Below are 26446 nucleotides of genomic sequence, written 5' to 3'. Positions count from 1 at the left end.
ACCTTAAGAGAAATTATGAAGAAGTTTATTTCGCTAATTGCTGTTCTTGCCTTGCTTTTTAGTTGTGGCCGGGGAGACCGTGGGCAGCTGGTGGGTGCGAAAGGGAAAAAATGGAATCCGGAGAAACCTTACGGTATGACATTAATCCCAGGTGGAGCTTTTATCATGGGGAAATCTGATGATGATATCGCAGACCAAAAGAACGCACCTCCAAAAACTGTGACCGTTCGGTCATTCTATATGGATGAAACCGAAATCACTAATGCGGAATACCGCCAATTTGTAGATTATGTAAAAGATTCAATCGTTAGGGTTCGTTTAGCAATAATGGCTGAAGAAATGGGAGAAACTCCCGGGAATGACGGAATTGGGGAATATGCTTTTGCAGATGCAGATACCGATGACCTTAGCCCCTACGAGGAATATATGCTTAATTCCTATGGTACAGGTGGCCCTACCGATGATTATGAAAATCGAAAACTTAATAAGGATGTGGATATAATCTGGGATACCGAAGATTATCCTGATGTTTATTATGCCGAGGTGATGGATACTATGTATATTCCGATGGAGGAAGTATACAATGGCCAGCGTACAATTGATGTTAAAAAACTTAAGTTCAAATATTCCTATATGAATATTGAGCAGGCGGCAAGAACTGAAGGGAACAGAAGTGATTTTATTCAAAGCGAAGAAATTGCCATCTATCCTGATACTACTGTCTGGATAAAAGACTTTAACTATTCCTATAACGAGCCTATGCATAATGATTATTTCTGGCATAGTGCTTTTGATGAATATCCCGTGGTAGGAGTTTCCTGGAAACAGGCCAAAGCCTTCACCCAGTGGAGAACTTTTTACCATAATGCCTACAGGCGATCTAAAGGAGACCACAATGTGCCCTTATATAGACTGCCAACTGAGGCGGAATGGGAATATGCAGCCCGGGGCGGCCTAGAAGGAGCAACATACCCATGGGGTGGTCCTTACGCAAAGAATGACCGCGGATGTTTTATGGCAAACTTTAAGCCTTTGCGGGGCGATTACGCCGCAGATCAGGCGCTTTATACCGTAGAGGCTAAATCTTACGACCCTAATGACTACGGGTTGTATAATATGGCAGGGAACGTATCAGAATGGGTGAACTCCTCTTATGATCCTGCATCCTATCAATATATGTCTTCAATGAACCCTACCGTTAATAACGAAGAAGACATGCGCAAAGTGGTGCGCGGAGGATCCTGGAAAGATGTTGCATACTTCCTGCAAGTTAGCTCCAGGGATTATGAATATGCAGATTCTGCAAGAAGTTATATTGGCTTCAGAACTGTACAGGATTATTTAGGTACAGATGTTACCCTCAACCAACCCAACACTAATTAACCCGGAACTATAACCTATTTTAAAATAAAGAAAATCTAAATCCCTCTTAATTATGGCAAATTCAAGATCCTCAAAAAAAATAACCAATATGGTGTACGGTTTAGGTGCATCTATTGTAATATTAGGAGCGCTTTTTAAATTAATGCACTGGCCTGGTGGTAACCCTATGCTTATTGCAGGACTTATTGTTGAAGCTCTGGTTTTTGCATATTCAGCATTTGAACCGGTAGACGATGATCTTGACTGGTCTTTAGTTTATCCTGAATTGGCAGGAGCAACTGCCGCCGATAATAGAAAGCAATCCATGGTTGTTGAAGAAGAGAAAGAAGCAGAAGGCCTTTTATCTAAAAAGCTTGATGAAATGCTTCGGGATGCTAAAATAGATGCAAATCTGATGAGTAGCCTCGGAGAAAGTATTCGAAACTTTGAAGGAGCAGCTAAAGGAATTGCTCCTACAGTGGATGGTATGGCTTCACAGAAAAAATACAGTGAAGAGCTTACCATGGCTGCCGCTCAAATGGAAACTTTAAACAATATTTATAAAGTGCAGGTTGAATCGGCCTCACGACAGGCTGAGATCAACCAGGAAGTTGCAGAAAACGCTGGTAGGCTAAAAGATCAAATGGATTCGCTGGCAACCAACCTGTCTTCTCTTAACGGAGTTTACGGTGGAATGCTTACAGCTATGAATGGTAGGGTGACCACTAATTAGTTTAATTAAACCCAACGAGTTATCCGAAATTTTAAACAACAAAACTAATTAGCACATGGCGTCTGGAAGACAAACACCAAGACAAAAGATGATTAACCTAATGTATCTGGTTTTCATCGCGATGATGGCATTAAATATGTCTAAGGAGGTTCTTACGGCCTTCGGACTTATGAACGAAAAATTAAATGCATCAAATATATCTACCACTGAACGTAACAATGCTTTTATGGCAGGCCTTGACGCCAAAGTCGATGAGCAACCTGAAAAATACGTAGAGATTAAAGAAGATGCTGAAAGAGTTCACGAACTCTCGCAAAACCTTAATGATTATATCGAAGGCATAAAGAACGAATTGCTGGCAGAATATGATGAAGAAGGGAAAAGCAATTATGAGGCTATGGACAGGTCAGATAAACTGGACAATATGTTCTTTGCCAGTGGAAGGGTTAGTCCTAAGGGAGAAGAGTTCCTGGAGCAGATAAGAGTCTACCGTGAAGGAGTAATCGAAATAATAGGAGATGATTATCAACAAATTGCTGAAGAGGTTGCTGAGGAATTTTCTACTGAGGAAGTAACCAATAGAGAGAACGTAACTCAACCATGGCTAATGTATCATTACCAGGGTTATCCTTTGATCGCTTCTTTAACCAAGATGACGCAAACCCAATCTGATATTAAAACAACCGAGAATGATATTCTTTCGGCTATGTTGTCCGGGCAGTTACAGAGTGAGGTCGCAATGACCAACTATACGACTTTGCTTGAGACTCCAAGGTCTGCTTATTACCAGGGAGAAACTTTTGATGGCTCTATTGTACTGGGAAGAAAAGATGCTACCACCAAACCTAACAGGGTTGAATTAAGCCTTGATGGACGTGAATTAAGCGAATCTGACTATACCATCGAAGATGGTAGGGTAGTGTTAAATGTGGATGCAGGAAGTGCCGGGCAACATAAACTTGAAGGGAGTCTTATTTTTGTGGAAGGCGGAGAAGAAACTGTTGTTCCTGTAGAGCAGGAGTTTTCTGTAATTCCAAAACCTAATGCGGCTACAATATCTGCTGACAAGATGAATGTTCTTTATCGTGGGGTACAGAACCCGCTTACCATTTCTATGGCTGGAGTGCCGGATAATAACGTGAGTGCATCAGCTCCAGGTTTAAGAAAGACTTCAGGAAGCAGCTATATGATGGATGTTACCAGTCTTCAGGCAAGAGAGGTTAAGATTAATGTTACGGGAACTATAGATGGGGAAAGCTATCCTTCAAGTTCGACTTTTAGAATAAAAGATATTCCTCGTCCTGTTGGTACAGTGCGTGGTGAAGACGGCGCAGTAAAGATGCAACGTAACAGTCTTGAAGTGTCCAGCATTGGAGCCGCTTTACCTGATTTTGACTTTGACATCGATCTAAATGTTTCCGGATTCAGCTTTAAAGTTCCTGGACAACCAACTATCCAGGTTAATGGAAGTCGTCTTGATGACAGAGCAAAAGCTGCCTTGAGACGTGCAGGAAGAGGAGAGAACGTCACAATATTTGATATCAATGCGCGTTTATCTAATAATTCCGGATATATGCTGAAGAAAGTAGCTCCTGTAGTAATTGAGCTTACTAATTAATAAAAATTATGACCATGAGCTGGAGAGGATTATTTGCTATAACACTGGTGTTTTTCACCACAGTTTCCTTTGGGCAAACAAACATTCTGAACGCTAAAAGCCCTGATGAGATCGGTGAACCAACCGAAGCTCAGCTTTTAAGCGATCTTAATGATGAACCCCTGGAATATGGCTATATTGAAGACAGAGATGTACTTTGGTCTAAAAATGTATGGGAGATCATTGATCTTGATGAGCGGGTAAACTTCCCATTGTTTTACCCAATAGACACTAATAATATTGGTGGAAATCGTCGAGCTCTTTACGATGTTTTGATGAAAGGTATAAAGGATGGTACAATTGAAAATATATATGCCGATTCTTATTTTACCGAAAAACGCTCACTTAAGGACATTGAGGCAACTCTTTCTAAGGTTGACACTACTGATCTCGGTATTGAACAATATAATGCCGGTGAACAGGTAGACGAACAGTTTATAGATAGACGTGATCTTACCGCTGCTGATATTGCTGAATATCATATCCGTGGGATGTGGTATTTCGATAAGCGTCAGGCTGAATTAAAGTATCGTTTACTCGGAATTGCACCGGTTGCGCCAGATGTAAACTTCATCGATTCAGGCCAAACTGACCTTGTTGAGCTTTTCTGGGTTTGGTTCCCTGATGCCCGTGAACTGCTACACGAACACCAGGCGTTTAGCGGAGGTAACAGCTCACAAAGTTTAAGCTTTGATCATTTGCTTAATGCAAGGCGGTTTAACGGGATTATTTATCAGGAAGAGAACGTCCAGGGAGACAGGCAAATTAACGATTATATTGTAGATAATGCCTTCATGCAGCTTCTGGAATCTGAACGTATAAAAGAACAAATTCGGAATTTCGAGCAGGATATGTGGAACTACTAATGAAGTTCCTTATCAATATAAAAAAAGCGTCCTTTTTACGGACGCTTTTTTTATTGGGATAAATATTAAGTTTCGGAGTTTCCCTGAGAAGTTTTATTTTTAAGCTATGTTAGACTATATAATTGTTGGTTTAGGGCTGAGTGGGATTTCTCTCTGTGAGCGACTTGAGGAAAACGGATTAAGCTATAAGGTATTCGAAGGGGGTACTCAACAAGCCTCTGTGGTAGCAGCCGGGCTAATTAATCCGGTTATTCTGAAACGATTTACTCTGGCCTGGCAGGCCGATAAGCAACTTGAAATTGCAATTCCATTCTACAGGAAAATCGAGGAAAAACTTCAGGTTAGATTGTTTTATCCCCGGAAGATTTACAGAAGATTCAATTCAGCCGAAGAACAGAACAACTGGTTTTCTGCCGCCGATAAGCCTGTGCTTTCAAAATTCCTGAACACTGATCTTAAACAGAAATTAAATCCCTGTATTGAATCTGATTTTGGATTCGGGGAAGTTCTGCATACAGGAACGGTCGATACAGAATTAATGATATCAGAATACGGAAATCATCTGAAAAAGCAAAATGTGATAAGTTTTGAGAATTTTGACCATCAGGCCTTAAAAATTGAAGAAGACCATGTGGATTACAATGGTTTAAAGGCCAGGAATATAATTTTCTGCGAAGGTTTCGGTTTAAAAAAGAACCCCTATTTTAATTATCTTCCATTAAATGGCAATAAGGGAGAATACATTATAATTTATTCAGAAGAACTTCAAATGCAGGAAATTGTAAAATCCTCAGTATTTATTATTCCAATGGGGAATAATCTCTACCGGGTTGGAGCGACCTATAATAATGGCGATAACACTCCTGAAACTACTGAAAGTGCAAGAGAGGAATTAACCCGGAAAATTACCGCACTATTTAATTGCAAATTTGATGTGGTAGACCAGGTTGCGGGAATAAGACCCGCGAGTAAGGACCGTAGACCACTTGCGGGACAGCACCCTGAGTATAAGAATTTGTATTGTTGCAATGGTTTTGGAAGCAGGGGGATGCTTATAGCCCCAATGCTTTCAGAAGAAATGCTTCACCTAATGGAAAAAGGAAAAGCACTACCGGGAGAATTTGATTTGGCCCGATTCACAAAAAAGCATTATTCAGTCTGATGTGTTTTACCTGCGTCTTTTTTATAATTCATAAAGAAATTGATCCAGATATTTCTGGAAAGACGCATTATCACCGGCATAAAAACCACCAGTGTTCCAATGATTGCCCAAAATGAGACCAGGAGTCCGGCATCAAAAAAAATGTGGGAAATGATAAATGCAGCCACTGCAAAAGCAATTCCTACCGCATAACTTACGTACATGGCACCATAAAAAAATGAAGGCTCTATCTTATATTTTGTGCCGCAGTTGGAACAGCGTTCATGCATCTCAAAAATACGGTTTAGTATGTATGGGTTGTTTTCTTTGTACATACTTTCCTCGTGACAAACGGGGCAAACACCAAATAAAATACTATATAACTTTTTGCCTTTAAGGAATTTCATGTGTTTGTAATTTTTTTCCCAAATGAGGAATTAGGCACAGGCTTATAATCATATTCCTGTGTGCTGCCAATTTTGGGTCCAGCAGCATGCTGGATTCATCTCGTTTTTTTTGCAAGGTAAATTTAGGCATATTTGCAAAAATAAAAATCATAAATGCTTAATATTCATAATCTGTCCGTTTCCTTTGGCGGCGAGTACCTTTTCGAAGAAGTAACCTTTAGATTAAACGGCGGTGATCGCGTTGGTCTGATTGGAAAAAACGGTGCCGGGAAATCTACGATGCTGAAGATCCTGGCAGGAGAACAGGAATATGACGGCGGGCAGATAGCAAAGGATAAAGAGCTCAAAATAGGCTTTTTAAAACAGGATATAGACTTTGTTCAGGGTAGAACTGTAGTGGAGGAAGCCCAGCAGGCTTTTGTGGAGATCAAGGCTCTTGAGAAAAAAATAGATCACATCAATAACCAACTTGCTACAAGGACCGATTATGAGAGCGATTCTTATTCAGATCTCATTCAGGAGTTAAGCGAAGTTACTCATCAGTATGAGATCATTGGAGGATACAACTATCAGGGAGATACTGAAAAGGTACTGTTGGGACTTGGTTTTAGCCGGGATCAATTTGATAAGATTACCGATACTTTTTCCGGAGGGTGGAGAATGAGAATAGAACTGGCAAAGATCCTGCTTCAGAATAATGATATTTTATTGCTGGATGAGCCTACCAACCACCTCGATATTGAAAGTATTATCTGGTTGGAAAGCTTTCTTAACAATTATCCGGGATGTGTGGTAATTGTATCACACGATAAGATGTTTCTGGATAATGTAACCAACCGAACCATTGAAATTTCACTGGGAAAGATCTATGATTTCAAGAAACCATATTCACAATACCTTGAGCTTCGCAATGAACTCAGGGAGCAACAGCTGGCTGCCCAGAAAAATCAGCAAAAAGAAATTGAGCGAAATGAAAAGCTTATAGAGAAATTCAAAGCGAAGGCATCAAAAGCCTCTATGGCCCAATCGCTCGTCAAAAAGCTGGATAAATTAGATCGTATTGAAGTAGATGAAGATGATAATGCTGTAATGAGTATTAATTTCCCGGTTTCAGTGCAACCAGGAAAGGTGGTTATTGAGGCTGAACATGTTGGAAAAGCTTACGGCGAAAACCAGGTCTTAGAAGATATTAACCTGCTCATAGAGCGCGGTAGCAAAATAGCTTTTGTAGGACAAAACGGCCAGGGTAAAACCACCCTGGCAAAGATCATCGTGAATGAAATCCCTCATACTGGAAAATTAAAATTAGGGCATAATGTACAGATTGGGTACTTTGCCCAGAACCAGGCCGAATACCTGGATGGAGAGAAAACCGTACATGATACCATGATCGATGCGGCAAATGAAAAAAACCGAAGCAAGGTTAGAGATATTCTTGGTTCCTTTTTATTCAGAGGAGAGGAAGTAGATAAAAAAGTAAAGGTCCTTTCGGGAGGGGAGCGCAACCGCCTGGCGCTTGCAAAATTATTGCTTCAACCCTTCAACGTGCTGGTAATGGATGAGCCTACCAACCACCTTGACATCAAATCTAAAAATGTATTAAAGCAGGCTTTAAAGAGTTTTGAAGGCACCTTGATCCTTGTTTCTCACGACAGGGATTTTCTCCAGGGACTTTCAAAGACAGTCTATGAATTCAAAAACAGGAAAATAAAGGAATATCTTGGCGATATCGACTTTTACCTGAATCAGAGACAGGTCGAAAATATGCGTGCTATAGAGAAAAAAGATGAAGTTGCACGGGTAGCAAAGAGCAATCAGCCGGATGAAGGAAAGCAATCTTACAAGGATCAGAAGAAATTAAAATCCCTTCAGAATAAACTCAGTAATACCGAATCCAGGATCGGAAAACTGGAGAAAGAGATCAAGGAAAAGGATGCTGAGCTTGCCACAAATTATGAAGAGGTAATGGCCAAACCAGATTTCCTTGAAAAGTATAATAAGACGAAGAAGGAACTGGAAGAACAGATGCAAAAATGGGAAGAGCTACAGGAAAAACTGGATCGTTATGCATAATTTATAAATTGTTTATTAAACTATCTAAGGCTTTGTAAGTCTAACCGCCGTATGGATTTAAGAAAAATTATTCTTTCGATTTTAGGGATATTGCTGATTATTCTGGCAGTATTTGGAGCTAAAGCTATTATAGATAGTAATGTACAGGAGGTTCCCCCCGCAAGGAAAACTGTGAAAAATGTATTTGTTAGTACGGTGAAAAATGGGCCGGTACCCATAATTATTCCCGCTAACGGAAATGTAACTGCTCTGAAAAAACTCGAACTTTATGCTGAAGTACAAGGCGTATTCCGGTCAAGTAGTAAAGACTTCAGACCGGGTCAAAAATATTCCCGTGGGCAGGTGCTTTTAGATATTGATTCTGAAGAATATTACGCTGGAGTCCTTTCTGCGCGGAATGAATTATACAACGCCATTACATCTATAATGCCTGACTTAAGGATGGATTATCCGGAAGTTTTTGAAAAATGGCAAACTTATTTAAGTAATTTCGACATTAATAAATCGGTGCCGCCATTACCTGAATTAGATTCTGAAAAGGAAAAGTACTTCATCACCGGTCGCGGCATTGTTTCAGCTTACTACGAGATTAAGAATCTTGAAGAGCGTTTAGTTAAATTTACTATGCGTGCCCCTTTTGATGGAGTTTTAACCGAGGCTACTGTTAACCCCGGAACTCTCATTCGTTCAGGACAAAAATTAGGGGAGTTTATAGATCCATCGGTTTATGAACTTGAGGTAGCCGTTCCAAAAAGATTTTCAGATCTCCTGGAACAAGGAGAGGATGTTAAGCTACAGAACCTGGAGAAAACCCAGACTTATACCGGAACCGTTAGCCGAATAAATGCAAGGGTAGACAGAGAATCCCAAACCATTCAGGTTTTTATTCGCGTAGAAGATCCCGAAGTTAAAGAAGGAATGTATCTGGAAGCGAGTTTGGATGCCCGTGAAGAGGAGAAAGCTATAGAAATTCCCAGGGAACTTTTAATAGATCGTTCTAAAGTTTATGTGGTAAGAGACAGTATTCTGGCCCTTCAGGAAGTTGAACCTGTATATTTTGCTTCAAAAAGCGTTGTGATCAAAGGGCTTGAGGATGGAACCAAACTGATCTCTGCCCCGGTACCCGGAGCTTATCCCGGGCAGGTAGTGCAGATTCAGCAGGAAGAAGACACAACTAAAACCCTTTAGTGGTGAGAAAATTAATTAGTTACTTCATAAAGTACGAGGTTGCCGTTAACGTGGTTATCCTCGCCTTTGCGATTTTTGGCTTGGTTGGGATCTTCAGTTTGAATTCCTCTTTCTTTCCTCTGGAAGATTCAAGAATCATAAATATTAGTGTGAACTATCCCGGATCTGCTCCTGAAGAGATCGAAGAGGGAATAATTCTTAAGATCGAGGATAACCTTAAGGGGCTTGTTGGGATTGACAGGGTTACCTCTGTGGCTCGTGAAAGTGGAGGCTCGATCACTGTAGAGATAGAACAGGGAGAAAATATTGATGTGATGCTCACCGAGGTGAAGAATGCAGTAGATCGTGTCCCCACTTTTCCCGGCGGGATGGAGCCACTGGTTGTTTCTAAACAGGAAAGGGTGCGCCCTTCCATAAGTTTTGCTATAAGTGGGGAAGATGTGCCATTGGTGACCTTAAAACGCATTAGCGAGCAGATAGAGAACGATCTTAGAAGAATAGATGGGATTTCCCAGATAGAAATATCAGGTTTCCCTGAAGAAGAAATTGAAATTGCCGTTAGCCAGAATGATCTTTTAGCCTATAACCTTACTTTTGCGGAGGTTGCACGTACAGTTGCTTCGGCTAATATATTGAGCACCGGTGGAACAATTAAAACCGATGCTGAAGATTATTTAATTAGAGCAAACAGCCGTTCCTATTATGCCGATGCTCTTAATGATCTTGTGGTGCGTTCTTCGGAAAGCGGACAGATCACAAGGCTTAGCGATGTAGCCACCGTACGTGATCAATTTAGTGAAACGCCTAACGCTTCTTTTTTCAACGGAAATACTGCGGTTAATGTTTCAATTAGCAACACCAACAACGAAGATCTTTTATCTGCAGCTTCGGCAATAAAAAAATATGTAGCCGATTACAATTCCAAAAGTAGTAACATACAGTTGGATGTGGTTTCAGATTCCTCTATCACTTTGGGGCAGCGTACCCAACTTTTATTGGAAAACGGGGCGGTGGGAATTCTTTTAGTAATTTTCTTCCTTGCTCTTTTCCTAAATATCCGCCTGGCATTTTGGGTGGCCTTTGGTCTTCCTATTGCCTTTCTCGGGATGTTTATTTTCGCCGGCCAGTTTGGGGTAACTATAAATGTACTTTCCTTATTTGGGATGATCATCGTGATAGGAATTTTGGTTGATGATGGGATTGTAATAGGGGAGAATATCTATCAGCATTACGAAATGGGGAAATCACCAGTTCAGGCTGCCCTCGATGGAACTATGGAAGTGGTGCCTCCAATTATTTCAGCGATAATAACTACGATTCTCGCTTTTTCGGCCTTCCTGTTTCTTGATAGTCGGATTGGAGAGTTCTTTAGCGAAGTTTCGACAGTAGTGATCCTCACATTAGCTGTTTCTCTGGTGGAGGCGCTGATAATACTTCCGGCTCACATTGCACATTCAAAAGCACTACAGCGAAAAACTGAAGAACCCGGCAAGAAAAAAACAGGCTTCTTCAGCAAAATGCGCGAAATAAATAAGATTGGAGACCGCATTATGCGTTACAACCGGGATAAATTTTATAGCCCGGTCTTAAGATTTGTATTACGACAGCAAATTCTTTCCCTGGGAATATTGGCCTCAATTCTAATCCTGACTATTGGTGCAATTGGAGGCAACTGGATTAAAGTAAGTTTGTTTCCCAGTGTTGCCAGTGACAGAGTGAGTATTGATCTTTTAATGGCTGAGGGTGTTAATCCGGCCAGGACAGACTCAATTATAACCATGGTGGAAGAAGCTGCCTGGCGTGTGAACGAAGATTTTACTGCAAGACAAACCGATAATATTTCGGTGATCGAAAATATAATAAAAAGGGTAGGACCAGGAAATAACAAAGCTTCTCTGCAGGTTAATTTATTACCCGGGGAGGAAAGAGATTTTAGTTCTCCTGATATTACAAATGCCATTAGAGAAGAAGTAGGGCCGGTTTTTGGGGTGGAGAACCTCACCTTTGGTTCCGGTGGAAATTTTGGGGGAGATCCGATATCGGTTTCCTTGTTGGGTAACAATCTCGATGAACTTGAAGCCGCGAAAGAGGAATTAAAAGCAAACTTTGAAAATAACCCTCTTTTAAAAGATGTTAAAGACAACGATCCCAAAGGGATTAAGGAGATCAATATTCAGTTAAAAGATAACGCATACGCCCTTGGTCTTGACCTAAGTGAGATAATGCGACAGGTGCGAAATGGATTTTTCGGAACCCAGGCACAACGTTTTCAGCGGGGACAGGATGAGATAAGGGTTTGGGTTCGCTACAACCGTGAAAACAGGTCGTCTATTAACGACCTTGATGATATGCGAATTACAACAACTTCCGGAAACCGGGTGCCTTTTAATGAGATCGCTACCTATGAAATTATAAGGGGAACAGAATCCATAAGTCACCTCGATGGGATGCGCGAAATAAGGGTGAGTGCAGATATGGAGGATCCAAACGGTAGCTCTACAGATATCCTTTCTGATATTAGAAATAATGTGATGCCGGATCTATTGTCAAAATATCCCAGTCTGGGAGTTTCTTATGAGGGTCAGAATCGAGAGGCCAACAAATTGACGAATTCTGCAAAAGGTGTACTTCCGGTAATTCTATTTCTGATATACGCCACGATCGCCTTTACCTTCAGAAGTTACAGTCAACCGTTTTTACTGATGCTAATGATTCCTTTTAGTATTATAGGAGTGGCCTGGGGCCACTGGATCCATGATTTCCCTGTGAATGTACTTTCGGCTTTAGGAATTATTGCTTTAATAGGGATTATGGTGAATGACGGACTGGTACTTATCAGTAAATTCAATGGTAATTTGCGATCGGGAATGAAATTCGAGGATGCCTTGTACGAAGCCGGAAGAGCAAGATTTAGAGCTATTTTTCTTACCTCGGTAACCACTATTGCAGGAATGGCGCCTCTGTTACTTGAAAAGAGCAGACAGGCTCAATTCCTTAAACCTATGGCCATCTCCATTTCCTACGGAATAGCTATCGCCACGGTTTTGACTCTTTTGCTACTGCCATTGCTATTATCAATCAGTAATAATATTAAAATTGGAGGAAAATGGCTGGCAACCGGAAACAGGGTCTCGAGTGAGGAGGTTGAACGTGCAATTAAGGAACAAAAAGAAGAGCATGAGCATGAAGAAAGAACTTAGGTTTACATTTTTTATTATTTTTTTAGTTGTATTCCAGGTTTCAGCTCAGGAACAGGAGGTTATTACCAAAGAGGAAGCTATTACAAGAGCCCTGGAGAATAACTTCGGAATAAAGATCGCCAGGAATCAGGTGGAGATCGCAGAGAACAATCAGGGGATACTTAATTCTGGGTATTTGCCCAGGCTTTCCGGACAGGCCGGTGCAGGTTATGATCTTAATGATAGGCTTACAGAACCTGAAGATCGTGAAAATGTAGATCAGCAAGGTATTGAAAGTAACAGGTATAATGCCTCTATTAATGTTGATTATACACTGTTTGACGGTCTCGGAAGGCTTTACAATTTTAAAAGTCTGAAAGAACAGTATGATCTCTCGCAGCTTGAAGCCAGGGAAACCATAGAAAACACCATCCTGCAACTCATGAGCGTATATTATGAGATCGCTCGTTTAACGGAGAATATCGAAGTTCTGAAGGATGTATTAGAAACTTCAGAAGAACGTGTCACCAGGGCGCAGTACCAGTTTGAGTACGGCCAAACTAACAACCTTGCAATATTAAATGCCAGGGTAGATGTTAATAACGACAGTATTAATCTTTTGGAAACCCGGCAGCAACTTCATAATACTAAACGAGACCTGAATGTATTGCTTGACAGGGAAATTACGGATAAGGAATTTGTGGTAGATACCACGGTTAATTTCTTTCCTGAACTCCAATTGGAGGCTTTCGTAGATGAAGCCTCTTTAAATAATGTGTCTTTGTTGCAGATAGAGAAAAATCTGAACATCAGCGATTATGATATTAAGATAAGCCGGTCGGGCTACCTGCCCACAATTGATCTTACCGGTTCTTACGGCTGGAACAGGAACAGAAGTGCTGCAACTGCCTTTTTTCCTGGAAGCACCACCACCACCGATGGTATTTCAGCCGGGGTTAGTCTTAACTGGAACCTCTTTGATGGAGGAAGAACCAGCGTTCAGATTCAAAACGCAAAGATCAATTATGAGAACCAGGAGCTGCTTAAAAATCAAATTGAGCTTGAGGTAAGACGTAATATAGCAAATGCCCTGGGGAACTATGAGAATAAACTTTATATCTACCGGGTTCAGGAAGAAAATGTAGCTACCAACCAGGATAATTTTGAACGCTCGGAAGAACAATTCAAACTCGGACGCATCACTTCAATTGAATTCCGACAAGCCCAGGTCAATCTTCTTGACGCACAAACCAGTAAGAACCTTGCCAAATATGATGCTAAACTCGCAGAACTGGAATTGCTTCAGCTTACCGGGCAGTTACTAAATATTGAGTTATAATGTTTGAACAATTTTTTCAATGTCCATATTGCTGGCAGGAAATTTCGGTATTGCTCGATCCTTCGGTTAGCCGCCAGACTTATATTGAAGACTGTGAAAACTGTTGTAATCCAATTGAGATTAAGGTTTCATTCGTGGATGGAGAATTAATTTCTTTTGAAGCGATGAATATTGAGCAGTAAAAGTTTAAATTATTCTTAAGCAGTCTTAGATTTGGTTTTCTTTTTTTAACTTCGGAAGCATCCTAACCATTTGTATTACAATGGAAAAAACTTTCGAATTTGCCCAAAATGTTGTTGGTTTCATTATTAATGAAGAAATTAATCAACAGAAAATAGAGGAGATCCTATCAACGATAAAAAACCGCTTAGAAGTGGTGTCTCCCATTTGCTTGTACCTGGAGGACGAATCTGACCAGGGTATTTCAGTAAAAGCTTTTTTGAAGGCTTTAGAATTCAACTATTCCCATTCGCGGGATTTACAAAAGATCGCGGTGGTTACGGATGATAAAGTGTTTCAAAAATCAATGGAAATAAAAGATCTGTTGGTTTCTTCGAAGGTGAAATCCTTTGAAAAAAAGGAACGACTAAAGGCGATGAATTGGGTGATGGAATAATTACAAAAAAAGCTTTGGAGAATTATAAAATGACTGTATATTTGCAGTCCAATATCGCGGGATAGAGCAGTAGGTAGCTCGTCGGGCTCATAACCCGAAGGTCACTGGTTCGAGTCCAGTTCCCGCTACTGTAGAAGACAAGCCACCCTTTCGGGTGGCTTTTTTACTTTTAGAACCTTTCTCGCCCTTTGCTATATCTGCGATTACAGAGATTAAACTGTTCTTTTTTTTTTGATTCCATATTGCCTTGTTTCAGAATTTATGATTAAACCATCCCTAAAAGATATTTTATTCACAGCAGAAAAATGAGGGGGTTATAATCTTCGTTCTTCAAAAGTTTGAGTTTAAGAACTTTCTGTACATTTGTTGGTCTAAACAATTTATTTAGAAAACTGCTCGAACCCATGACTCAAAATCTACCAGAACAAATTCTCCGGCAGTTTCAGAACGGGTTAAACCATCTTCCAGATTTTAAAAACGAAGAAGAGGAAAAGATTTTTCTTCAGTTACAGAAATACAATTTATTGTATGTAACCCCCGATGGTCAATTTAAGATAACAAAAAGAGGGCAAGAGGCTTTAAAAGGCAACATTGAAAAACATCTTTCTTTAGAAAGATTTGAAGAAAGATTAATTAGAGACTCCTTCAAAAAAAGTTCAGAGCAAAAAATTCTATTATTAGTCATTCTTCCTGTAATTATTCTCATTGTAATTTTTATTTTATTATCCAATTTCTTTAATTGGGAAATTAGTTAATTTGATTAAACTGAATTGACCAACAAGAGTTTTCCGGAAACCAAAAAACCGCTATTTATAAAAGATATATTTGATACCTACGTAAATTCGCAAATGATGAGATATGCCATTTCCTATGTAAGTACTGCAAATCCTAATCTTAATGAAGAAGATATTGCAGACCTATTTGAGCAAGTAAATAAGTTTAATAATAGTCATGATATAACTGGTGTTCTTCTTTATGCGGAAACTAATTTTTTTCAATTAGTAGAAGGTGAGAAAGAGGTGGTTAAGAGTCTTTATTCTCAAATTGAAAAAGATTCACGACATAATAATATTATCAAGTTTGTTGATAGGCCCGTTGACAAGCCCGCATTTGATGGTTATATAAGTAGATTTGTTACCGATACCAGCAAATTAGATAGTTCAAATTTAGACACCTATCAACGCCACGTTGAGGTTTTAGGCCCAGCTGAACGGAAAGCTGTTGAAAGAGTACTTCAATCAATAGCAGGAGAATAACTATTATTACTGCTTTAAAAGTAGAAAGGTGAAAAACACGTCACCGTTTTGGAGTTTAATCCTCTTGGTGGTTGGCTACGGTGGCCTTGTAATTCTTTTAACCGCACGAATCAAATATCCAATTCTTATCTCTAACCACTGATAATAATAAGTGATTCTAGAAATACTTAATCTAAAATTCTGGTTCGACAGTAATTTCCTTATACTCTTTCTCCATTTCGAATAAGTTTATAGGCTGCTTATTCAAAAGGTATTTATCGAAAAAATTGGTTAAAAGTGAATTTGTAATCTTATAAGCCCTGAATGGAGCTATACTTCCCGCCTCATTTATAGCAGAAAAATTGACCATCAAAGGGAGATCCATAAAATTGGAATGTCCAGAATTTTCAATTTTAATATTATAAAAGTCGGCATTGCTTTTATTTCGGAACGCATGTTCATTAAAATTTGGTTGCTCCTCAGGCCAGTCTGAAGATATATAGGCAAAAGGTTTATTTAAAGTGCTATTTACCATAGGGCCCCATTGAGTACCATCTATATTTATTGCAGCTTTAACTCGATTGTCCTCAAGTAAAACCTGGCCTGCTGCAGCTCCGCCATGCGAATGACCCAAAACACCAATATTTGAATTAATAATTTGATTTCTTAAGAATGAGAAGCTCTCATCATTTTCTAAATGATCTATGACCGAAGAAATATCTTTACTCCATCTTTTAATACTTTCAGCTGCAATGTAATCCTCCAGTAAGTCTTTAACTGCCTTAAATTCTTCTTCAGGATTTTCTGCCTGTTTAAATTCCTGGGTGGCATTCCACGCCATTTCTGCCATTTTCTGGTTATTATTTAAGCTGTCATAGGTAGTATTATAAAGCTTTAAATTTCCGTCTGGAAATACTGAACCTGTGCTTTCATAAGTATGATTGATGTTTACAACAATGTAACCCTGGCTTACTATTTCTTCAATAAGCGCATAGTAACCAAAGGCTTTAGAATAGTGTCCGTGAGAAAAAATTATTACCGGAAATTTCCCTTTTGCAACTTCCGGACTTCTATAGGTGTTAGTTTTTATAAGGTCTAAATAATTCATGGTCCATCCGGGTAAACCATATTTCTCAGCAAAGCCAAGTCTATTTCCTTCATCCAGGTATTTTTCCTTGCTTTCATCTGCACTCTGGGCGGGATACCAGACTTTAACTATTAATTCCCTCTTATCATCTTTATTAAGAGTTATTAATTCCGGCCTATCGGTTTTTATATGAATATACTTTGAGCCAATCTCAAGGTTACCGGTGGGCGTGGGTAATTTGAAAACAGGTAAAATAATAGGTAAAAGCCAACTAAGTATTAAAATAATTACCAAGCCGGACGTAAGAAATATCTTTACCAATAAATTAAATTTCCCAAATATTGGTTGTTTCAGCAATACAAGTAGAACTCCAAGGACTATTAAATATCCCGGAGTCATTTGCCATCTGGCTCCTTCTAAAACTAAATGCAAAAGGAAAATAATTCCTATAAATAATGCAAAAATTTTCTTCTTTGGAGTTTTGAGCTTAAGTAAAAATAAAATTGGATAGGTAGTAGTAATTACCAGTAAAATAATCTCGAAAAATCTCATCGTTCTTGTTTTAAACAAACATACTGAGGAGTTCTCCTAATTTTATATAAATGATAATGGACAAATAATGGACAGGATTTTAATCGGTTGAACTTGATATATTTAAAAGGTAAATATCTAAATCATCCTTAGCTTGTAAGCCAATTTTTTTCCTTAATCTATAACGTGCTTTATTCACACTTTCCGGGGTGATGTTTAAAAGCTCACTCACTTCTTTTGCGCTCAAATTCAAACGGAGCAGTGCGCATAGCTTTATTTCATTCGATGTAATATTTGGAATAATTTTCTGAAGGGATGATGTAAAATCAGGATATATTTTTTCAAAATCTGAAAAGAAAGTAAGCGTCTCAGGTTCGTGCCGGTTGTTTTTTGCTATTTCTCTGAGAGATACCCTTAGATCAGATTTTAACTTCTGATTGTTCTTCTCTAATTGAGTTTCCCTACGTTGTGAAATTTTCTTTTCTATTTTGTCAAAGCGATCACTCTTTCTATCAAATTTGAATTGCAGCCGTTCCATTTGTTTTTTCCGGAGTAAATAAGGGATAGCTATAAAGCCTACTATAAATAGTCCCAATCCGCTAATAAACAAGATGCTAAAAACAAACCAGGTATCGGGATCAACTCTAAACTCCATTCTTAATATCAACGTAGATTTTCACCAAAGTAGGAGTTCTGGAGGAATAGCAACTATTTGGCAAAAGAATCGGATTCACTTTCAATATAGAAAAAAATAAAGCAATTTTCTCTTTCATTCTTTTTTATCAGATAATAAACTCAAGCACTTTTTTTTTCGAATCAACCTGCACCCGATTAACGAAACATTCAAAAAGGAGAAAAGAAATACAAAATGAACAAGTGCTGTAACTGTGAGCAAGCCGTTTTACAGTTGGCCGCAAAAAATAAACAAACGCGCTATCGCGCCTAAACATGATCAAACTTCTGCCAGAAAGTTTTTTTATTCAAAATAATACAGATTATCATTCCGAACAAGAAGGATTCTGAATTTTCAGTAATTCTGTAGCCGCATTTAACGAAATATAAATATTTTCCTTATCAGGAAATATTAACTTTAGGTGTTTTTCTCCTGAGAAGTTTACTTTTTCAGAAGGAATAGTCCGAAGCAGTTTAATTTTTTTATGGAAGATATATTAACCTTTCTCGATTCCCTTTTTGGTATTGAAGCCGATGAGCTGGAAACAGTTCATGTGCTCAGCAGAACTGTAGTGATCTATATTGTTGGTATCGCATTGGTAAGGATTGGTAATAAACGTTTCGTAGAAAAAATGACAGCCTTCGATTTTATTCTCTCTATTATAATAGGATCTTTATTAAGCAGAGCAATTACCCGCTCTGATCTTTTTTTTAAACTGATTCTTGCAACCCTTTTACTTATTTTAATCCACTGGGTGTTTTCAATTTTATCAGTGAAATTTACGCGGTTTGGAAACTTAATAAAGGGCGCTGAAAAGATTGTAGTTGAAGACGGGGAAATTAAATGGGAGGCTTTAAAAAGCAGCCACCTTAGTGAACAGGACTTAATCCAGTCACTCAGGCTGAATACAAATAGTGGGGATATCACCAAAGTAAAAATTGCCCGGTTAGAGCGCAATGGAGACATTAGTTTTGTGCTTAAGAAAGAACAAAAATAAAATCATAATATCTAAAGAGTACAAGCACCTAAATGGTACTTTTTTTTTATTTACAAATGCTGATATGATCTGAGGATGATTTTTTATTAAAGGTTTTTCATTTGTTAAAAAACTAGTTATCAGTAAATTAGGGGAAAATCACCCTTGTATTGAATTTGTTGATTTTATACTTTTAAGGAGCTTGTTAATTTGTAATCACTAAAGTTCTTTTATTATGAAAAATTTCATCCACAAAATCGCAGTCCCCCTGTTTTTGATGACATGTCTTCTAGTAGGCTGTAATAATGATGACGATTCATTACAACTTATGGATGAAGAAGAATTTTTAACCGCCAAAGTAGATGGAGTAGATCTGTTTGTGCAAGGTATGGAAGGAATTATTTCCTGTGAAAAATATGTTACTCATACTGGTAGTACGGATATCCTGTTCAAAGTTGGAACGGTATCCGATGAAAGTATTGAATTTCGGATTTCTAATTACATTGGGAATAATTTCTATTCTTTGGGCAGCAGCTCTTTCCAGAACAGCTGGATTAAGTACCGACAAGGAGATGGAGAATGGCTTAATGTTAAAGGAAATTCTCAGGATATCATTGAGATTATAGAAGACGACGGGAATTATCTTACCGGTAGGTTTTCTTTCCAGGGACATAACCAGACTGATCTTTCAAGAAAGCTTATTTCCGAAGGAAATTTCAGAGTAAAAATTGATTTCTAAGGCAGGATAAAAGTAGTATTAAGCCCATGATCATATACGATCATGGGCTTTTTTTATTCCATTAAGTTAACAAAATCCTATTTTTCACCTTAAGAAGTATAAACCTGATTTAATATTACCTTTTTCTTAATGATAAACTCTAAATTAGAGAGTAAATTTTAAACTTACCTCTATGAGCAATTCATTACAAGATAAAATTTCTATACGGCTTCCGGTTAAGATTGGCTTTAATGTTTTGGATAAGGCCTTAAGGGATAAAATGATAGGCGAGCGAATAGAAACTGAGGATAAGGATGGCGAGGTAACCAGCTATGCAGAAATCCTGGATGCGGCCCTTATAAAGAGCGGGAAAGAAGGCTATGATCTCGCGTTGGATATTAAGTTTAAAACTCTCACTTCGCTATTTAAAAACAAAGAAGGACGCATCCATCTTCACTTAGCAATTGAATTTGATACCGGGGAACAGGAAATAATGGTCAAAGACTTTAAACTCGAAGGGAAAAGTAACAACTGGCTAATGGATAAGAGCCTTCAGGCGGTGGCCAATACTTTCATATACGATAGAATAAAAAATAAAATGAAGCTGGATTTCTCTCCACACATCGAGAAACAATTAAGGGAGATTAATCAAAAACTGGAGGAGAAGATAAAACCATCTGAGGAAATTAGCCTGTCTGGTTACCTTGAAAATTTTAAGATTGTTGATATTATCCCCGGAGAAAGTTTATTTCTTATTTCAATAGAGATCGAAGGTTTTGCCATTGCGGAACTTATTAAAATCCCTGCCGACAAAATGTAAATTTGGAGGTATAAAAAAGAGCCGCATTAGCGGCTCTAATAATTATTCTTCCCTTACCTGGGAAATTCTTTCGTCTATATACTTAAGCGGTTCATCCCCCATAAGGTCAAATATTTCCAAGGCTCTTCGCATAGTTTGTTCTTCTTCCATTTGCTCATTTACAAACCACTGCAGGAAGTATTCAGTTGTAAAATCGTTTAGTTTCCTGGCTTTTTGAACTAGGTTGTGTATACTTTTGGTAATTTCTATTTCCTGGTCGAGGGCAGCTTCAAATATCTCTTCGAGCGAATTGAAGTCGTGCATCACTTTTTTTATTTCAGGAGAATAGGCAGTACCACCGTTATCATTTATAAACTTGAAGATCTTCAACATGTGCTCCCGCTCTTCTGAAGATTGATTATAAAAAAAGCTGGCACTATTCAACAATCCGTTATGATCACACCAGGAGGCCATTGCCAGGTATGCAGAAGAGGAAACTGCTTCCTTTTCTATCTGCTTATTAAGCATATCCATAATTTCTACATTGATGCTTAATTTCTGTCTTACAATATCTTTCATAATACTTTTTTCTAAAATTAGCCAAAATGCAATTAAGCACCTAATTTTCAATAGAATTTAGAAAGATTCTAAAGCAGGTTTAGGCTGTAGCGGTAAGAAGGGAATTGAGCTCAAGCATAGCAAAAGTACCTTGCATTAATTCTTTTAGTGCAATACATTCAAGAGTACCAAAAATGAGAATATGGGAACGGTTGCACAAAACCAGAATTTCAATACCGTGTTTGTTTTTTCCGCTAAAATGAGCATCGAGGTCTATGTTTTTGACTTGTTCCCTAAAGGCAAGCAATTGGCAAAAGCTAAGCTTAACTGTTTTATGCTCAAACTCAATATAAAAAACCCGCGAATTATCGCATTGGAAAGAAGTGAATTTTTGGGCCTTATAAAGTGTGTTCATTCTAACGCCAAAATTAAATCTTATTTAGAATTATTCCAAATATTAGATCTTAATTTGCCGCTTAATTTGTTGATTTAACGAAATAAAAGTTTCGGTTCTGGAAACCCCGTCAATAGCCTGAATATTTTTGTTTAAAACCTGCATTAAATGTTCGTTGTCCCTGCATAGTATTTTCAGAAAAATAGACCAGTTCCCGGTGGTATAATGGCACTCGATAACTTCTGGTATTTCATTGAGCTTTTTTACCGCCTGTGGGTTACTCACGGCCTTATCTAAATAAACCCCCACGAATGCCATGGTTTTGTAGCCCAGCACGCGGGGGTCTATAATAAGTTTAGAGCCTTCGATCAAGCCACTTTTTTCCAATTTTCGTAAACGTTGATGAATAGCTGCTCCCGTAATACCAATACTCCGGGCAATTTCCAGGATAGGCTTTTTGGCATCTTCCATTAAATGATTCAGAATGGTCTTATCGATACCATCTACAACTACATTTTCGTTTACTACTTTCATTAAAAGTGATTTTTAGTAAGGCTAAAATAACTATTAATTGCCTACTTCTCCAAAGGGGTTATATCCCAGGTATTCAGATTCTTTCTCCTTGAAAATAATATCATGCTTCTCAAGTTCTTTTAGGATAGGTTCATAAACCTCTTTTTTAATTGGCAATTGAACCCCAGGAGTGCTAATTTCTCCATTTAAGATCTTGATGGTCGCAATCGCCACAGGTAATCCCACAGTTTTGGCCATGGCGGTTTCGGTTTGATTTCTACCAATATGTACCATGGTAGAATCTATCTGTTTTTTCTCTCCGTTTAATTCATAACCGAATTTATGATACATCACGATCATATCCTTATCGTCGGGAGCAAGAGACCACTTATCCATAAGTATCTTCTGAAGTGCCTGTGCCGGGGTGGCGTTTTTAATTCCTATTTTCTTTTTATCGTTGAAGATATCCAGTTCAAGCAATTTCTCCCACATCACATCGTCCTGATCGATCTTTAAATTATGCCGAAGCTTAAGCTCTACAGAATCGGTTGGAGAGTAGGGTAAAAAGGAATTCACGAAGTCACGATAGCTCATATTTTCAGAATCGTGCATCGTAAAACTATCATCGGTCATACCTAATTGAACAAACATATTCCAGGCACGGCTAAAGCCTACTCGTCTAATAGTTCCGCGGTAAAGCGTTAAGATATCTTCCAGTCCGTAAATGCTCATATAGTCCAGGGAATTTCGGTTAGCATATCCCTCAAATTTCCCATAGCCATCAATATGAAGAAATTCAGTTCTTCTGAATAATCTATGGTAAGGAATGAATTTGAATTTTCCTTCCTGAATAAATTCGGCAACCCCACCTTGACCTGCAACCACAACATTTCTGGGGTTCCAGGTAAATTTGTAATTCCAAAGGTTGGTGTCGCTTTCAGGGGCCACAAGACCTCCGGTAAATGACTCAAACATGAGCATTTTCCCGCCTTTATCCCGAATTCGGTCTATAACCTGCATAGCACTCATGTGATCTATGCCTGGATCAACTCCAATCTCATTCATAAAGACCAGGTTGTTTTTCTTTACCTCCTCATCCAGGGCTTTCATCTCTTTGCTAATGTAAGAGGCGGTGACCATGTTTTTTTTGAATTTCACACAATCCCGGGCTACCTCTATATGAAATCGGGCCGGGAGCATGGATATTACAATATCGGCATTTTTAATGGCAGCTTCCCGGCTCGCAGGGTCAAAGACATTCAGGGCAAGGGCTTCACAGCGTTTATGGTTTTGGGTGGCTTTTTGTGCAGTTTCAAGATCCATATCTCCAATTCTTAGAAAAAGATCTTGTGATTCCGCATTTTCAAGCAGGTGGTTGATAAGCACGGAAGTAGATTTTCCCGCACCAATTATTAAAATTTGTCGCATAAAATAAGTTAATTTTGTGTAGTGGTAACGAATGTATTAAATCTTTACTTCATAAAAAATTAAAGGATGAACAAGCAATTTTTGGTTGCCGGAAGTATTTTTGGATTTCTGGGTGTTATAATAGGTGCTTTTGCCACTCATGGGCTAGGTCCGTTACTGGAGGAGGCTTCGCTAAAATCTTTTGAAACAGGAGTGAAATACCAAATTTATCATGCGCTCTTACTCCTGATTATTGGTGGGTTTAAAATTCCCGGTCTTAAAAAATTAACAGGTGTTTTTTATCTCCTGGTGGTCGGGGTGATTTTATTCTCGGGTTCCATATATCTTCTGGCCACAAATGACCTCACACTCATCGACTTCAGAAGCATTGCTTTGATTACGCCAATAGGGGGGTCGCTGCTTATACTTGCCTGGTTGATTTTAGGGATAAAATTTATTTCGTTAAAAAATGAATAAAATAAGAGAGCAGACTCCTTATTCCGCATAAGATTTATAATTTTGTAAGCCTAAACAAACCACACACTTAATAATTTATGTTCGCAAACACCCAAATTACGAAAACGATTTCGTTAGAGGAGTACGGGATCAAAGACGCAAAACTTCACTATCAATTAAGTCCGAAAGAATTACATCGAATTACAGTTGAAAAGGGACAGGGCGTTGAATCCAGTTCTGGAGCCTTAGCCGTGAACACCGGGAAATTTACCGGTCGTTCTCCAAAGGATCGGTTTATTGTAAAAGATGAAATTACCCGAGACAAAGTTTGGTGGGGAGATATCAACATCCCGTTTGAACCACAGAAGTTTGACCAGCTGTATAAAAAGGTCACAGAGTATTTGTCTGGAAAAGAAATTTATGCCAGGGATGCCTATGCCTGCGCTGAAGATAAATACAGGTTGAACATCAGGGTGGTTAACGAATATCCCTGGTCCAATATGTTTGCCTACAATATGTTTTTAAGACCTGAAGAAAAGGAACTTAAAGATTTCAAGGAAGATTGGCTTATTCTGAATGCTCCGGGCTTTGAAGCCGATCCGGAAGTGGATGGTACCCGGGCAGAAAATTTTGCTATTCTGAACTTCAGTAAAAAGATCGCTTTAATTGGAGGTACCGGTTATACCGGGGAGATCAAAAAGGGGATTTTTTCAGCACTTAATTTTATTCTTCCTGTAGATAAGAACGTGCTGCCAATGCACTGCTCGGCGAATGTTGGGGATGATGGCGAAACAGCTATCTTCTTTGGTCTTTCAGGAACAGGAAAAACCACACTTTCTGCCGATCCGCAGCGAAAGCTTATTGGTGACGATGAGCACGGCTGGACCCCGGAAAATACTATTTTCAATTTTGAAGGAGGATGTTATGCTAAAGTGATCAATCTTACCGAGGAAAACGAACCGGATATTTATAAAGCGATTAAACCGGGAGCCATTCTGGAGAATGTAGTTTTGGATGAGAAAGGGGAGGTAGATTTTCAGGATACTACAATAACTCAAAATACAAGGGTAAGTTATCCAATATATCATATTAAACATATCAAGGAGCCTTCTGTTGGAAAGAATCCAAAGAATATTTTCTTCCTTACTGCCGATGCTTTTGGTGTGCTTCCTCCTATTAGTAAATTAACTCCTGGACAGGCTGCATATCATTTCATTAGTGGATATACCGCGAAAGTTGCAGGAACCGAAGCAGGAATTGATGAGCCCTTACCAAACTTCTCAGCATGTTTTGGAGCTCCTTTTATGCCGCTTCATCCAACACGCTACGCAGAAATGCTTAGTAACAAAATGAAAGAAGAGCAGGTTCACGTTTGGTTGGTAAATACCGGCTGGACCGGCGGCCCTTATGGCACAGGAAACCGAATGAAACTTCAATATACTAGAGCTATGATAAGCGCTGCCCTGGAAGGAAAACTTGAGGAGGTGGAATATACCAAACATGAGATTTTCGGTTTGAATATGCCGGTAAGCTGTGAGGATGTTCCTGCCGAAGTCCTTAATCCGCGGAATACATGGAAAGACAAAATGGCTTATGATAAAAAGGCTAAAGAGCTCGCCAATTCTTTCAAATCGAACTTTAAGAAATATGAAGAGAACGCCAATCCTGAGATTCTTGCAGGAGGACCCGTTTCGTGATTTTTTAATTAGTTAAATGGATAAAAAAATCCGGTGTCATCAATGATACCGGATTTTTTATTAAGAATAAATGGAAGCTAATTAAGCGTGTTTCTTATTAACCTCATTAATATATTTTTGAAGCGCCATAGTCATTGAAGGAGTTTCGGGAGTTGGTGCTTTAATATTTACCGTTAAACCATGGTCCTTGGCTGCTTTTATAGTAGTGTTCCCAAAAACCGCAATGCGGGTATCATGTTGCTTAAAGTCAGGGAAATTCTCAAAAAGTGATTTAATTCCGCTAGGACTAAAGAAAACCAGAATATCATAAGTTACATCCCGCAAGTGAGAAAGATCGCTCACCACGGTTTTGTAGAAAGTAGCCTGTTTCCAATCTACCCCAAGTTTATCAAGAGTTTTTGGAACATCTGGTTTCAGCATGTCTGAGGAAGGCAGGAGAAACTTTTCGTTTTTATATTTCTTTATGAGGGGAGAAAGTTCGGCGAAACTTCTTTTCCCAACATAGATCTTCCGCTTACGGTATACCACATATTTTTGCAGGTAATAGGCTACGGCCTCGCTCAAGCAGAAGTATTTTAAAGTATCAGGAACTTTAAAGCGCATTTCTTCAGCTATTCGAAAGTAATGATCCACAGCATTACGGCTGGTAAGGATGATCGCAGTATATTTTGTTAAGTCAACTTTTTGTTGCCTTACCTCTTTGGAAGATACTCCTTCTACGTGGATGAAGGGAATGAAATCAATTTTTACACGCTGTTTTTCCTCAAGCTCAAAATAAGGTGAATTTTCTACTTTAGGTTCTGGCTGAGAAACCAAAATTGTTTTCACTTTCATATATCAG

At 38.8% G+C, this 26446-nt stretch carries 26 protein-coding genes and 1 tRNA gene; 19 read left to right on the top strand and 8 right to left on the bottom strand.

Features of this window, described 5'->3' with window-relative positions:
* Window positions 1–15 precede the first annotated feature (15 nt).
* From gldK to ACESK1_RS00600, 5 genes are all read left to right on the top strand, one after another.
* Window positions 16–1383: a gliding motility lipoprotein GldK gene (gene gldK, locus ACESK1_RS00620; protein WP_372916852.1), complete on the top strand. Its 1368-nt coding sequence runs from the start codon at window positions 16–18 to the stop codon at window positions 1381–1383.
* Between the two features lie 52 nt (window positions 1384–1435).
* A complete protein-coding gene (gldL, locus tag ACESK1_RS00615; RefSeq protein ID WP_372916850.1) occupies window positions 1436–2095 on the top strand; it encodes a gliding motility protein GldL in 660 nt (219 codons plus the stop codon).
* Between the two features lie 55 nt (window positions 2096–2150).
* On the top strand, window positions 2151–3713 hold the full coding sequence (gldM, locus tag ACESK1_RS00610; RefSeq protein WP_372916848.1) for a gliding motility protein GldM: 1563 nt from the start codon (window positions 2151–2153) through the stop codon (window positions 3711–3713).
* 14 nt (window positions 3714–3727) lie between these two features.
* Entirely contained in the window at window positions 3728–4618 is an 891-nt protein-coding gene (gene gldN, locus ACESK1_RS00605; protein ID WP_372916846.1) for a gliding motility protein GldN, read from the top strand.
* A gap of 106 nt (window positions 4619–4724) precedes the next feature.
* Window positions 4725–5780 (top strand): NAD(P)/FAD-dependent oxidoreductase, encoded by a 1056-nt coding sequence (locus ACESK1_RS00600; protein WP_372916844.1) that lies wholly within the window; start codon window positions 4725–4727, stop codon window positions 5778–5780.
* On the opposite strand, the gene ACESK1_RS00595 is transcribed toward ACESK1_RS00600, so the two are convergent.
* Window positions 5768–6166, bottom strand: a complete 399-nt coding sequence (locus tag ACESK1_RS00595) for a DUF983 domain-containing protein (RefSeq protein ID WP_372916842.1) — start codon at window positions 6164–6166, stop codon at window positions 5768–5770. The genes ACESK1_RS00600 and ACESK1_RS00595 overlap by 13 nt on opposite strands.
* Window positions 6167–6319: 153 nt before the next feature.
* On the opposite strand from ACESK1_RS00595, the gene ACESK1_RS00590 reads away from it, so the two are divergent.
* The 9 genes from ACESK1_RS00590 (at window position 6320) to ACESK1_RS00550 (ending at window position 15817) form a co-directional block, all read left to right on the top strand.
* Entirely contained in the window at window positions 6320–8239 is a 1920-nt protein-coding gene (locus ACESK1_RS00590; protein ID WP_372916840.1) for an ABC-F family ATP-binding cassette domain-containing protein, read from the top strand.
* A gap of 51 nt (window positions 8240–8290) precedes the next feature.
* Window positions 8291–9427: an efflux RND transporter periplasmic adaptor subunit gene (locus tag ACESK1_RS00585; protein ID WP_372916838.1), complete on the top strand. Its 1137-nt coding sequence runs from the start codon at window positions 8291–8293 to the stop codon at window positions 9425–9427.
* Window positions 9428–9429: 2 nt separating this feature from the next.
* Entirely contained in the window at window positions 9430–12627 is a 3198-nt protein-coding gene (locus ACESK1_RS00580; RefSeq protein WP_372916836.1) for an efflux RND transporter permease subunit, read from the top strand.
* Window positions 12605–13945, top strand: a complete 1341-nt coding sequence (locus ACESK1_RS00575) for a TolC family protein (RefSeq protein WP_372916834.1) — start codon at window positions 12605–12607, stop codon at window positions 13943–13945. The genes ACESK1_RS00580 and ACESK1_RS00575 overlap by 23 nt, the downstream gene beginning before the upstream one ends.
* A complete protein-coding gene (locus ACESK1_RS00570; protein ID WP_372916832.1) occupies window positions 13945–14127 on the top strand; it encodes a CPXCG motif-containing cysteine-rich protein in 183 nt (60 codons plus the stop codon). Before ACESK1_RS00575 ends, ACESK1_RS00570 begins: the two co-directional genes overlap by 1 nt.
* A gap of 80 nt (window positions 14128–14207) precedes the next feature.
* Window positions 14208–14561: an STAS/SEC14 domain-containing protein gene (locus ACESK1_RS00565; RefSeq protein ID WP_372916831.1), complete on the top strand. Its 354-nt coding sequence runs from the start codon at window positions 14208–14210 to the stop codon at window positions 14559–14561.
* Between the two features lie 55 nt (window positions 14562–14616).
* Window positions 14617–14689 (top strand) — tRNA-Met (locus ACESK1_RS00560).
* Between the two features lie 276 nt (window positions 14690–14965).
* Complete coding sequence (locus ACESK1_RS00555; protein ID WP_372916829.1) at window positions 14966–15316, top strand: hypothetical protein; 351 nt, start codon at window positions 14966–14968, stop codon at window positions 15314–15316.
* A gap of 96 nt (window positions 15317–15412) precedes the next feature.
* Window positions 15413–15817 carry a BLUF domain-containing protein gene (locus tag ACESK1_RS00550; RefSeq protein ID WP_372916827.1) on the top strand — a complete coding sequence of 135 codons (405 nt, stop codon included), beginning with the start codon at window positions 15413–15415 and terminating at the stop codon, window positions 15815–15817.
* 172 nt (window positions 15818–15989) lie between these two features.
* Here ACESK1_RS00550 and ACESK1_RS00545 read toward each other — a convergent pair whose 3' ends face one another.
* Window positions 15990–17435: an alpha/beta hydrolase family protein gene (locus ACESK1_RS00545; RefSeq protein ID WP_372916825.1), complete on the bottom strand. Its 1446-nt coding sequence runs from the start codon at window positions 17433–17435 to the stop codon at window positions 15990–15992.
* Window positions 17436–17514: 79 nt separating this feature from the next.
* A complete protein-coding gene (locus ACESK1_RS00540) occupies window positions 17515–18069 on the bottom strand; it encodes a helix-turn-helix transcriptional regulator (RefSeq protein ID WP_372916823.1) in 555 nt (184 codons plus the stop codon).
* A 502-nt stretch (window positions 18070–18571) separates the two neighbouring features.
* Between ACESK1_RS00540 and ACESK1_RS00535 the strand changes: the two genes are divergently transcribed.
* From ACESK1_RS00535 to ACESK1_RS00525, 3 genes are all read left to right on the top strand, one after another.
* Complete coding sequence (locus ACESK1_RS00535; protein WP_372916821.1) at window positions 18572–19084, top strand: DUF421 domain-containing protein; 513 nt, start codon at window positions 18572–18574, stop codon at window positions 19082–19084.
* A gap of 214 nt (window positions 19085–19298) precedes the next feature.
* On the top strand, window positions 19299–19802 hold the full coding sequence (locus tag ACESK1_RS00530; protein WP_372916818.1) for a hypothetical protein: 504 nt from the start codon (window positions 19299–19301) through the stop codon (window positions 19800–19802).
* Window positions 19803–19974: 172 nt separating this feature from the next.
* Window positions 19975–20601, top strand: a complete 627-nt coding sequence (locus ACESK1_RS00525) for a DUF4403 family protein (RefSeq protein WP_372916816.1) — start codon at window positions 19975–19977, stop codon at window positions 20599–20601.
* 42 nt (window positions 20602–20643) lie between these two features.
* Here the strand turns inward: ACESK1_RS00525 and ACESK1_RS00520 are convergent, their stop codons facing one another.
* The 4 genes from ACESK1_RS00520 to ACESK1_RS00505 all read right to left on the bottom strand — a co-directional run bounded on the left by ACESK1_RS00520 (window position 20644) and on the right by ACESK1_RS00505 (window position 23473).
* A complete protein-coding gene (locus tag ACESK1_RS00520) occupies window positions 20644–21159 on the bottom strand; it encodes a ferritin (protein ID WP_372916814.1) in 516 nt (171 codons plus the stop codon).
* Window positions 21160–21238: 79 nt separating this feature from the next.
* Window positions 21239–21553, bottom strand: a complete 315-nt coding sequence (locus ACESK1_RS00515; protein ID WP_372916811.1) for a hypothetical protein — start codon at window positions 21551–21553, stop codon at window positions 21239–21241.
* Window positions 21554–21595: 42 nt separating this feature from the next.
* Complete coding sequence (locus ACESK1_RS00510; protein WP_372916809.1) at window positions 21596–22066, bottom strand: Lrp/AsnC ligand binding domain-containing protein; 471 nt, start codon at window positions 22064–22066, stop codon at window positions 21596–21598.
* Window positions 22067–22099: 33 nt separating this feature from the next.
* A complete protein-coding gene (locus ACESK1_RS00505) occupies window positions 22100–23473 on the bottom strand; it encodes a saccharopine dehydrogenase family protein (RefSeq protein WP_372916807.1) in 1374 nt (457 codons plus the stop codon).
* Between the two features lie 66 nt (window positions 23474–23539).
* Here ACESK1_RS00505 and ACESK1_RS00500 point away from each other — a divergent pair, with 66 nt between their 5' ends.
* Window positions 23540–23929 (top strand): DUF423 domain-containing protein, encoded by a 390-nt coding sequence (locus ACESK1_RS00500; protein WP_372916805.1) that lies wholly within the window; start codon window positions 23540–23542, stop codon window positions 23927–23929.
* Window positions 23930–24006: 77 nt separating this feature from the next.
* Window positions 24007–25605, top strand: a complete 1599-nt coding sequence (gene pckA / locus ACESK1_RS00495) for a phosphoenolpyruvate carboxykinase (ATP) (protein WP_372916803.1) — start codon at window positions 24007–24009, stop codon at window positions 25603–25605.
* An 81-nt stretch (window positions 25606–25686) separates the two neighbouring features.
* Here the strand turns inward: pckA and ACESK1_RS00490 are convergent, their stop codons facing one another.
* Window positions 25687–26439, bottom strand: coding sequence for a uroporphyrinogen-III synthase (locus ACESK1_RS00490; RefSeq protein WP_372916801.1), 753 nt, complete (start codon window positions 26437–26439; stop codon window positions 25687–25689).
* Window positions 26440–26446: the final 7 nt, after the last annotated feature.

Origin of the sequence: Salegentibacter sp., assembly GCF_041642575.1 — a bacterium.
Taxonomy (GTDB): domain Bacteria; phylum Bacteroidota; class Bacteroidia; order Flavobacteriales; family Flavobacteriaceae; genus Salegentibacter.
The sequence above is the reverse complement of the archived record's forward strand: the minus strand, read 5'-3'. Positions and strand labels throughout refer to the sequence as shown.

Excerpts from the sequence above, each read along its gene's own strand:
- gldK (WP_372916852.1), top strand. The coding sequence starts at position 16 with ATGAAGAAGTTTATTTCGCTAATTGCTGTTCTTGCCTTGCTTTTTAGT.
- gldL (WP_372916850.1), top strand. The coding sequence starts at position 1,436 with ATGGCAAATTCAAGATCCTCAAAAAAAATAACCAATATGGTGTACGGT.
- gldM (WP_372916848.1), top strand. The coding sequence starts at position 2,151 with ATGGCGTCTGGAAGACAAACACCAAGACAAAAGATGATTAACCTAATG.
- gldN (WP_372916846.1), top strand. The coding sequence starts at position 3,728 with ATGAGCTGGAGAGGATTATTTGCTATAACACTGGTGTTTTTCACCACA.
- ACESK1_RS00600 (WP_372916844.1), top strand. The coding sequence starts at position 4,725 with ATGTTAGACTATATAATTGTTGGTTTAGGGCTGAGTGGGATTTCTCTC.
- ACESK1_RS00595 (WP_372916842.1), bottom strand. The coding sequence starts at position 6,166 with ATGAAATTCCTTAAAGGCAAAAAGTTATATAGTATTTTATTTGGTGTT.
- ACESK1_RS00590 (WP_372916840.1), top strand. The coding sequence starts at position 6,320 with ATGCTTAATATTCATAATCTGTCCGTTTCCTTTGGCGGCGAGTACCTT.
- ACESK1_RS00585 (WP_372916838.1), top strand. The coding sequence starts at position 8,291 with ATGGATTTAAGAAAAATTATTCTTTCGATTTTAGGGATATTGCTGATT.
- ACESK1_RS00575 (WP_372916834.1), top strand. The coding sequence starts at position 12,605 with ATGAGCATGAAGAAAGAACTTAGGTTTACATTTTTTATTATTTTTTTA.
- ACESK1_RS00570 (WP_372916832.1), top strand. The coding sequence starts at position 13,945 with ATGTTTGAACAATTTTTTCAATGTCCATATTGCTGGCAGGAAATTTCG.
- ACESK1_RS00565 (WP_372916831.1), top strand. The coding sequence starts at position 14,208 with ATGGAAAAAACTTTCGAATTTGCCCAAAATGTTGTTGGTTTCATTATT.
- ACESK1_RS00555 (WP_372916829.1), top strand. The coding sequence starts at position 14,966 with ATGACTCAAAATCTACCAGAACAAATTCTCCGGCAGTTTCAGAACGGG.
- ACESK1_RS00550 (WP_372916827.1), top strand. The coding sequence starts at position 15,413 with ATGAGATATGCCATTTCCTATGTAAGTACTGCAAATCCTAATCTTAAT.
- ACESK1_RS00545 (WP_372916825.1), bottom strand. The coding sequence starts at position 17,435 with ATGAGATTTTTCGAGATTATTTTACTGGTAATTACTACTACCTATCCA.
- ACESK1_RS00540 (WP_372916823.1), bottom strand. The coding sequence starts at position 18,069 with ATGGAGTTTAGAGTTGATCCCGATACCTGGTTTGTTTTTAGCATCTTG.
- ACESK1_RS00535 (WP_372916821.1), top strand. The coding sequence starts at position 18,572 with ATGGAAGATATATTAACCTTTCTCGATTCCCTTTTTGGTATTGAAGCC.
- ACESK1_RS00530 (WP_372916818.1), top strand. The coding sequence starts at position 19,299 with ATGAAAAATTTCATCCACAAAATCGCAGTCCCCCTGTTTTTGATGACA.
- ACESK1_RS00525 (WP_372916816.1), top strand. The coding sequence starts at position 19,975 with ATGAGCAATTCATTACAAGATAAAATTTCTATACGGCTTCCGGTTAAG.
- ACESK1_RS00520 (WP_372916814.1), bottom strand. The coding sequence starts at position 21,159 with ATGAAAGATATTGTAAGACAGAAATTAAGCATCAATGTAGAAATTATG.
- ACESK1_RS00515 (WP_372916811.1), bottom strand. The coding sequence starts at position 21,553 with ATGAACACACTTTATAAGGCCCAAAAATTCACTTCTTTCCAATGCGAT.
- ACESK1_RS00510 (WP_372916809.1), bottom strand. The coding sequence starts at position 22,066 with ATGAAAGTAGTAAACGAAAATGTAGTTGTAGATGGTATCGATAAGACC.
- ACESK1_RS00505 (WP_372916807.1), bottom strand. The coding sequence starts at position 23,473 with ATGCGACAAATTTTAATAATTGGTGCGGGAAAATCTACTTCCGTGCTT.
- ACESK1_RS00500 (WP_372916805.1), top strand. The coding sequence starts at position 23,540 with ATGAACAAGCAATTTTTGGTTGCCGGAAGTATTTTTGGATTTCTGGGT.
- pckA (WP_372916803.1), top strand. The coding sequence starts at position 24,007 with ATGTTCGCAAACACCCAAATTACGAAAACGATTTCGTTAGAGGAGTAC.
- ACESK1_RS00490 (WP_372916801.1), bottom strand. The coding sequence starts at position 26,439 with ATGAAAGTGAAAACAATTTTGGTTTCTCAGCCAGAACCTAAAGTAGAA.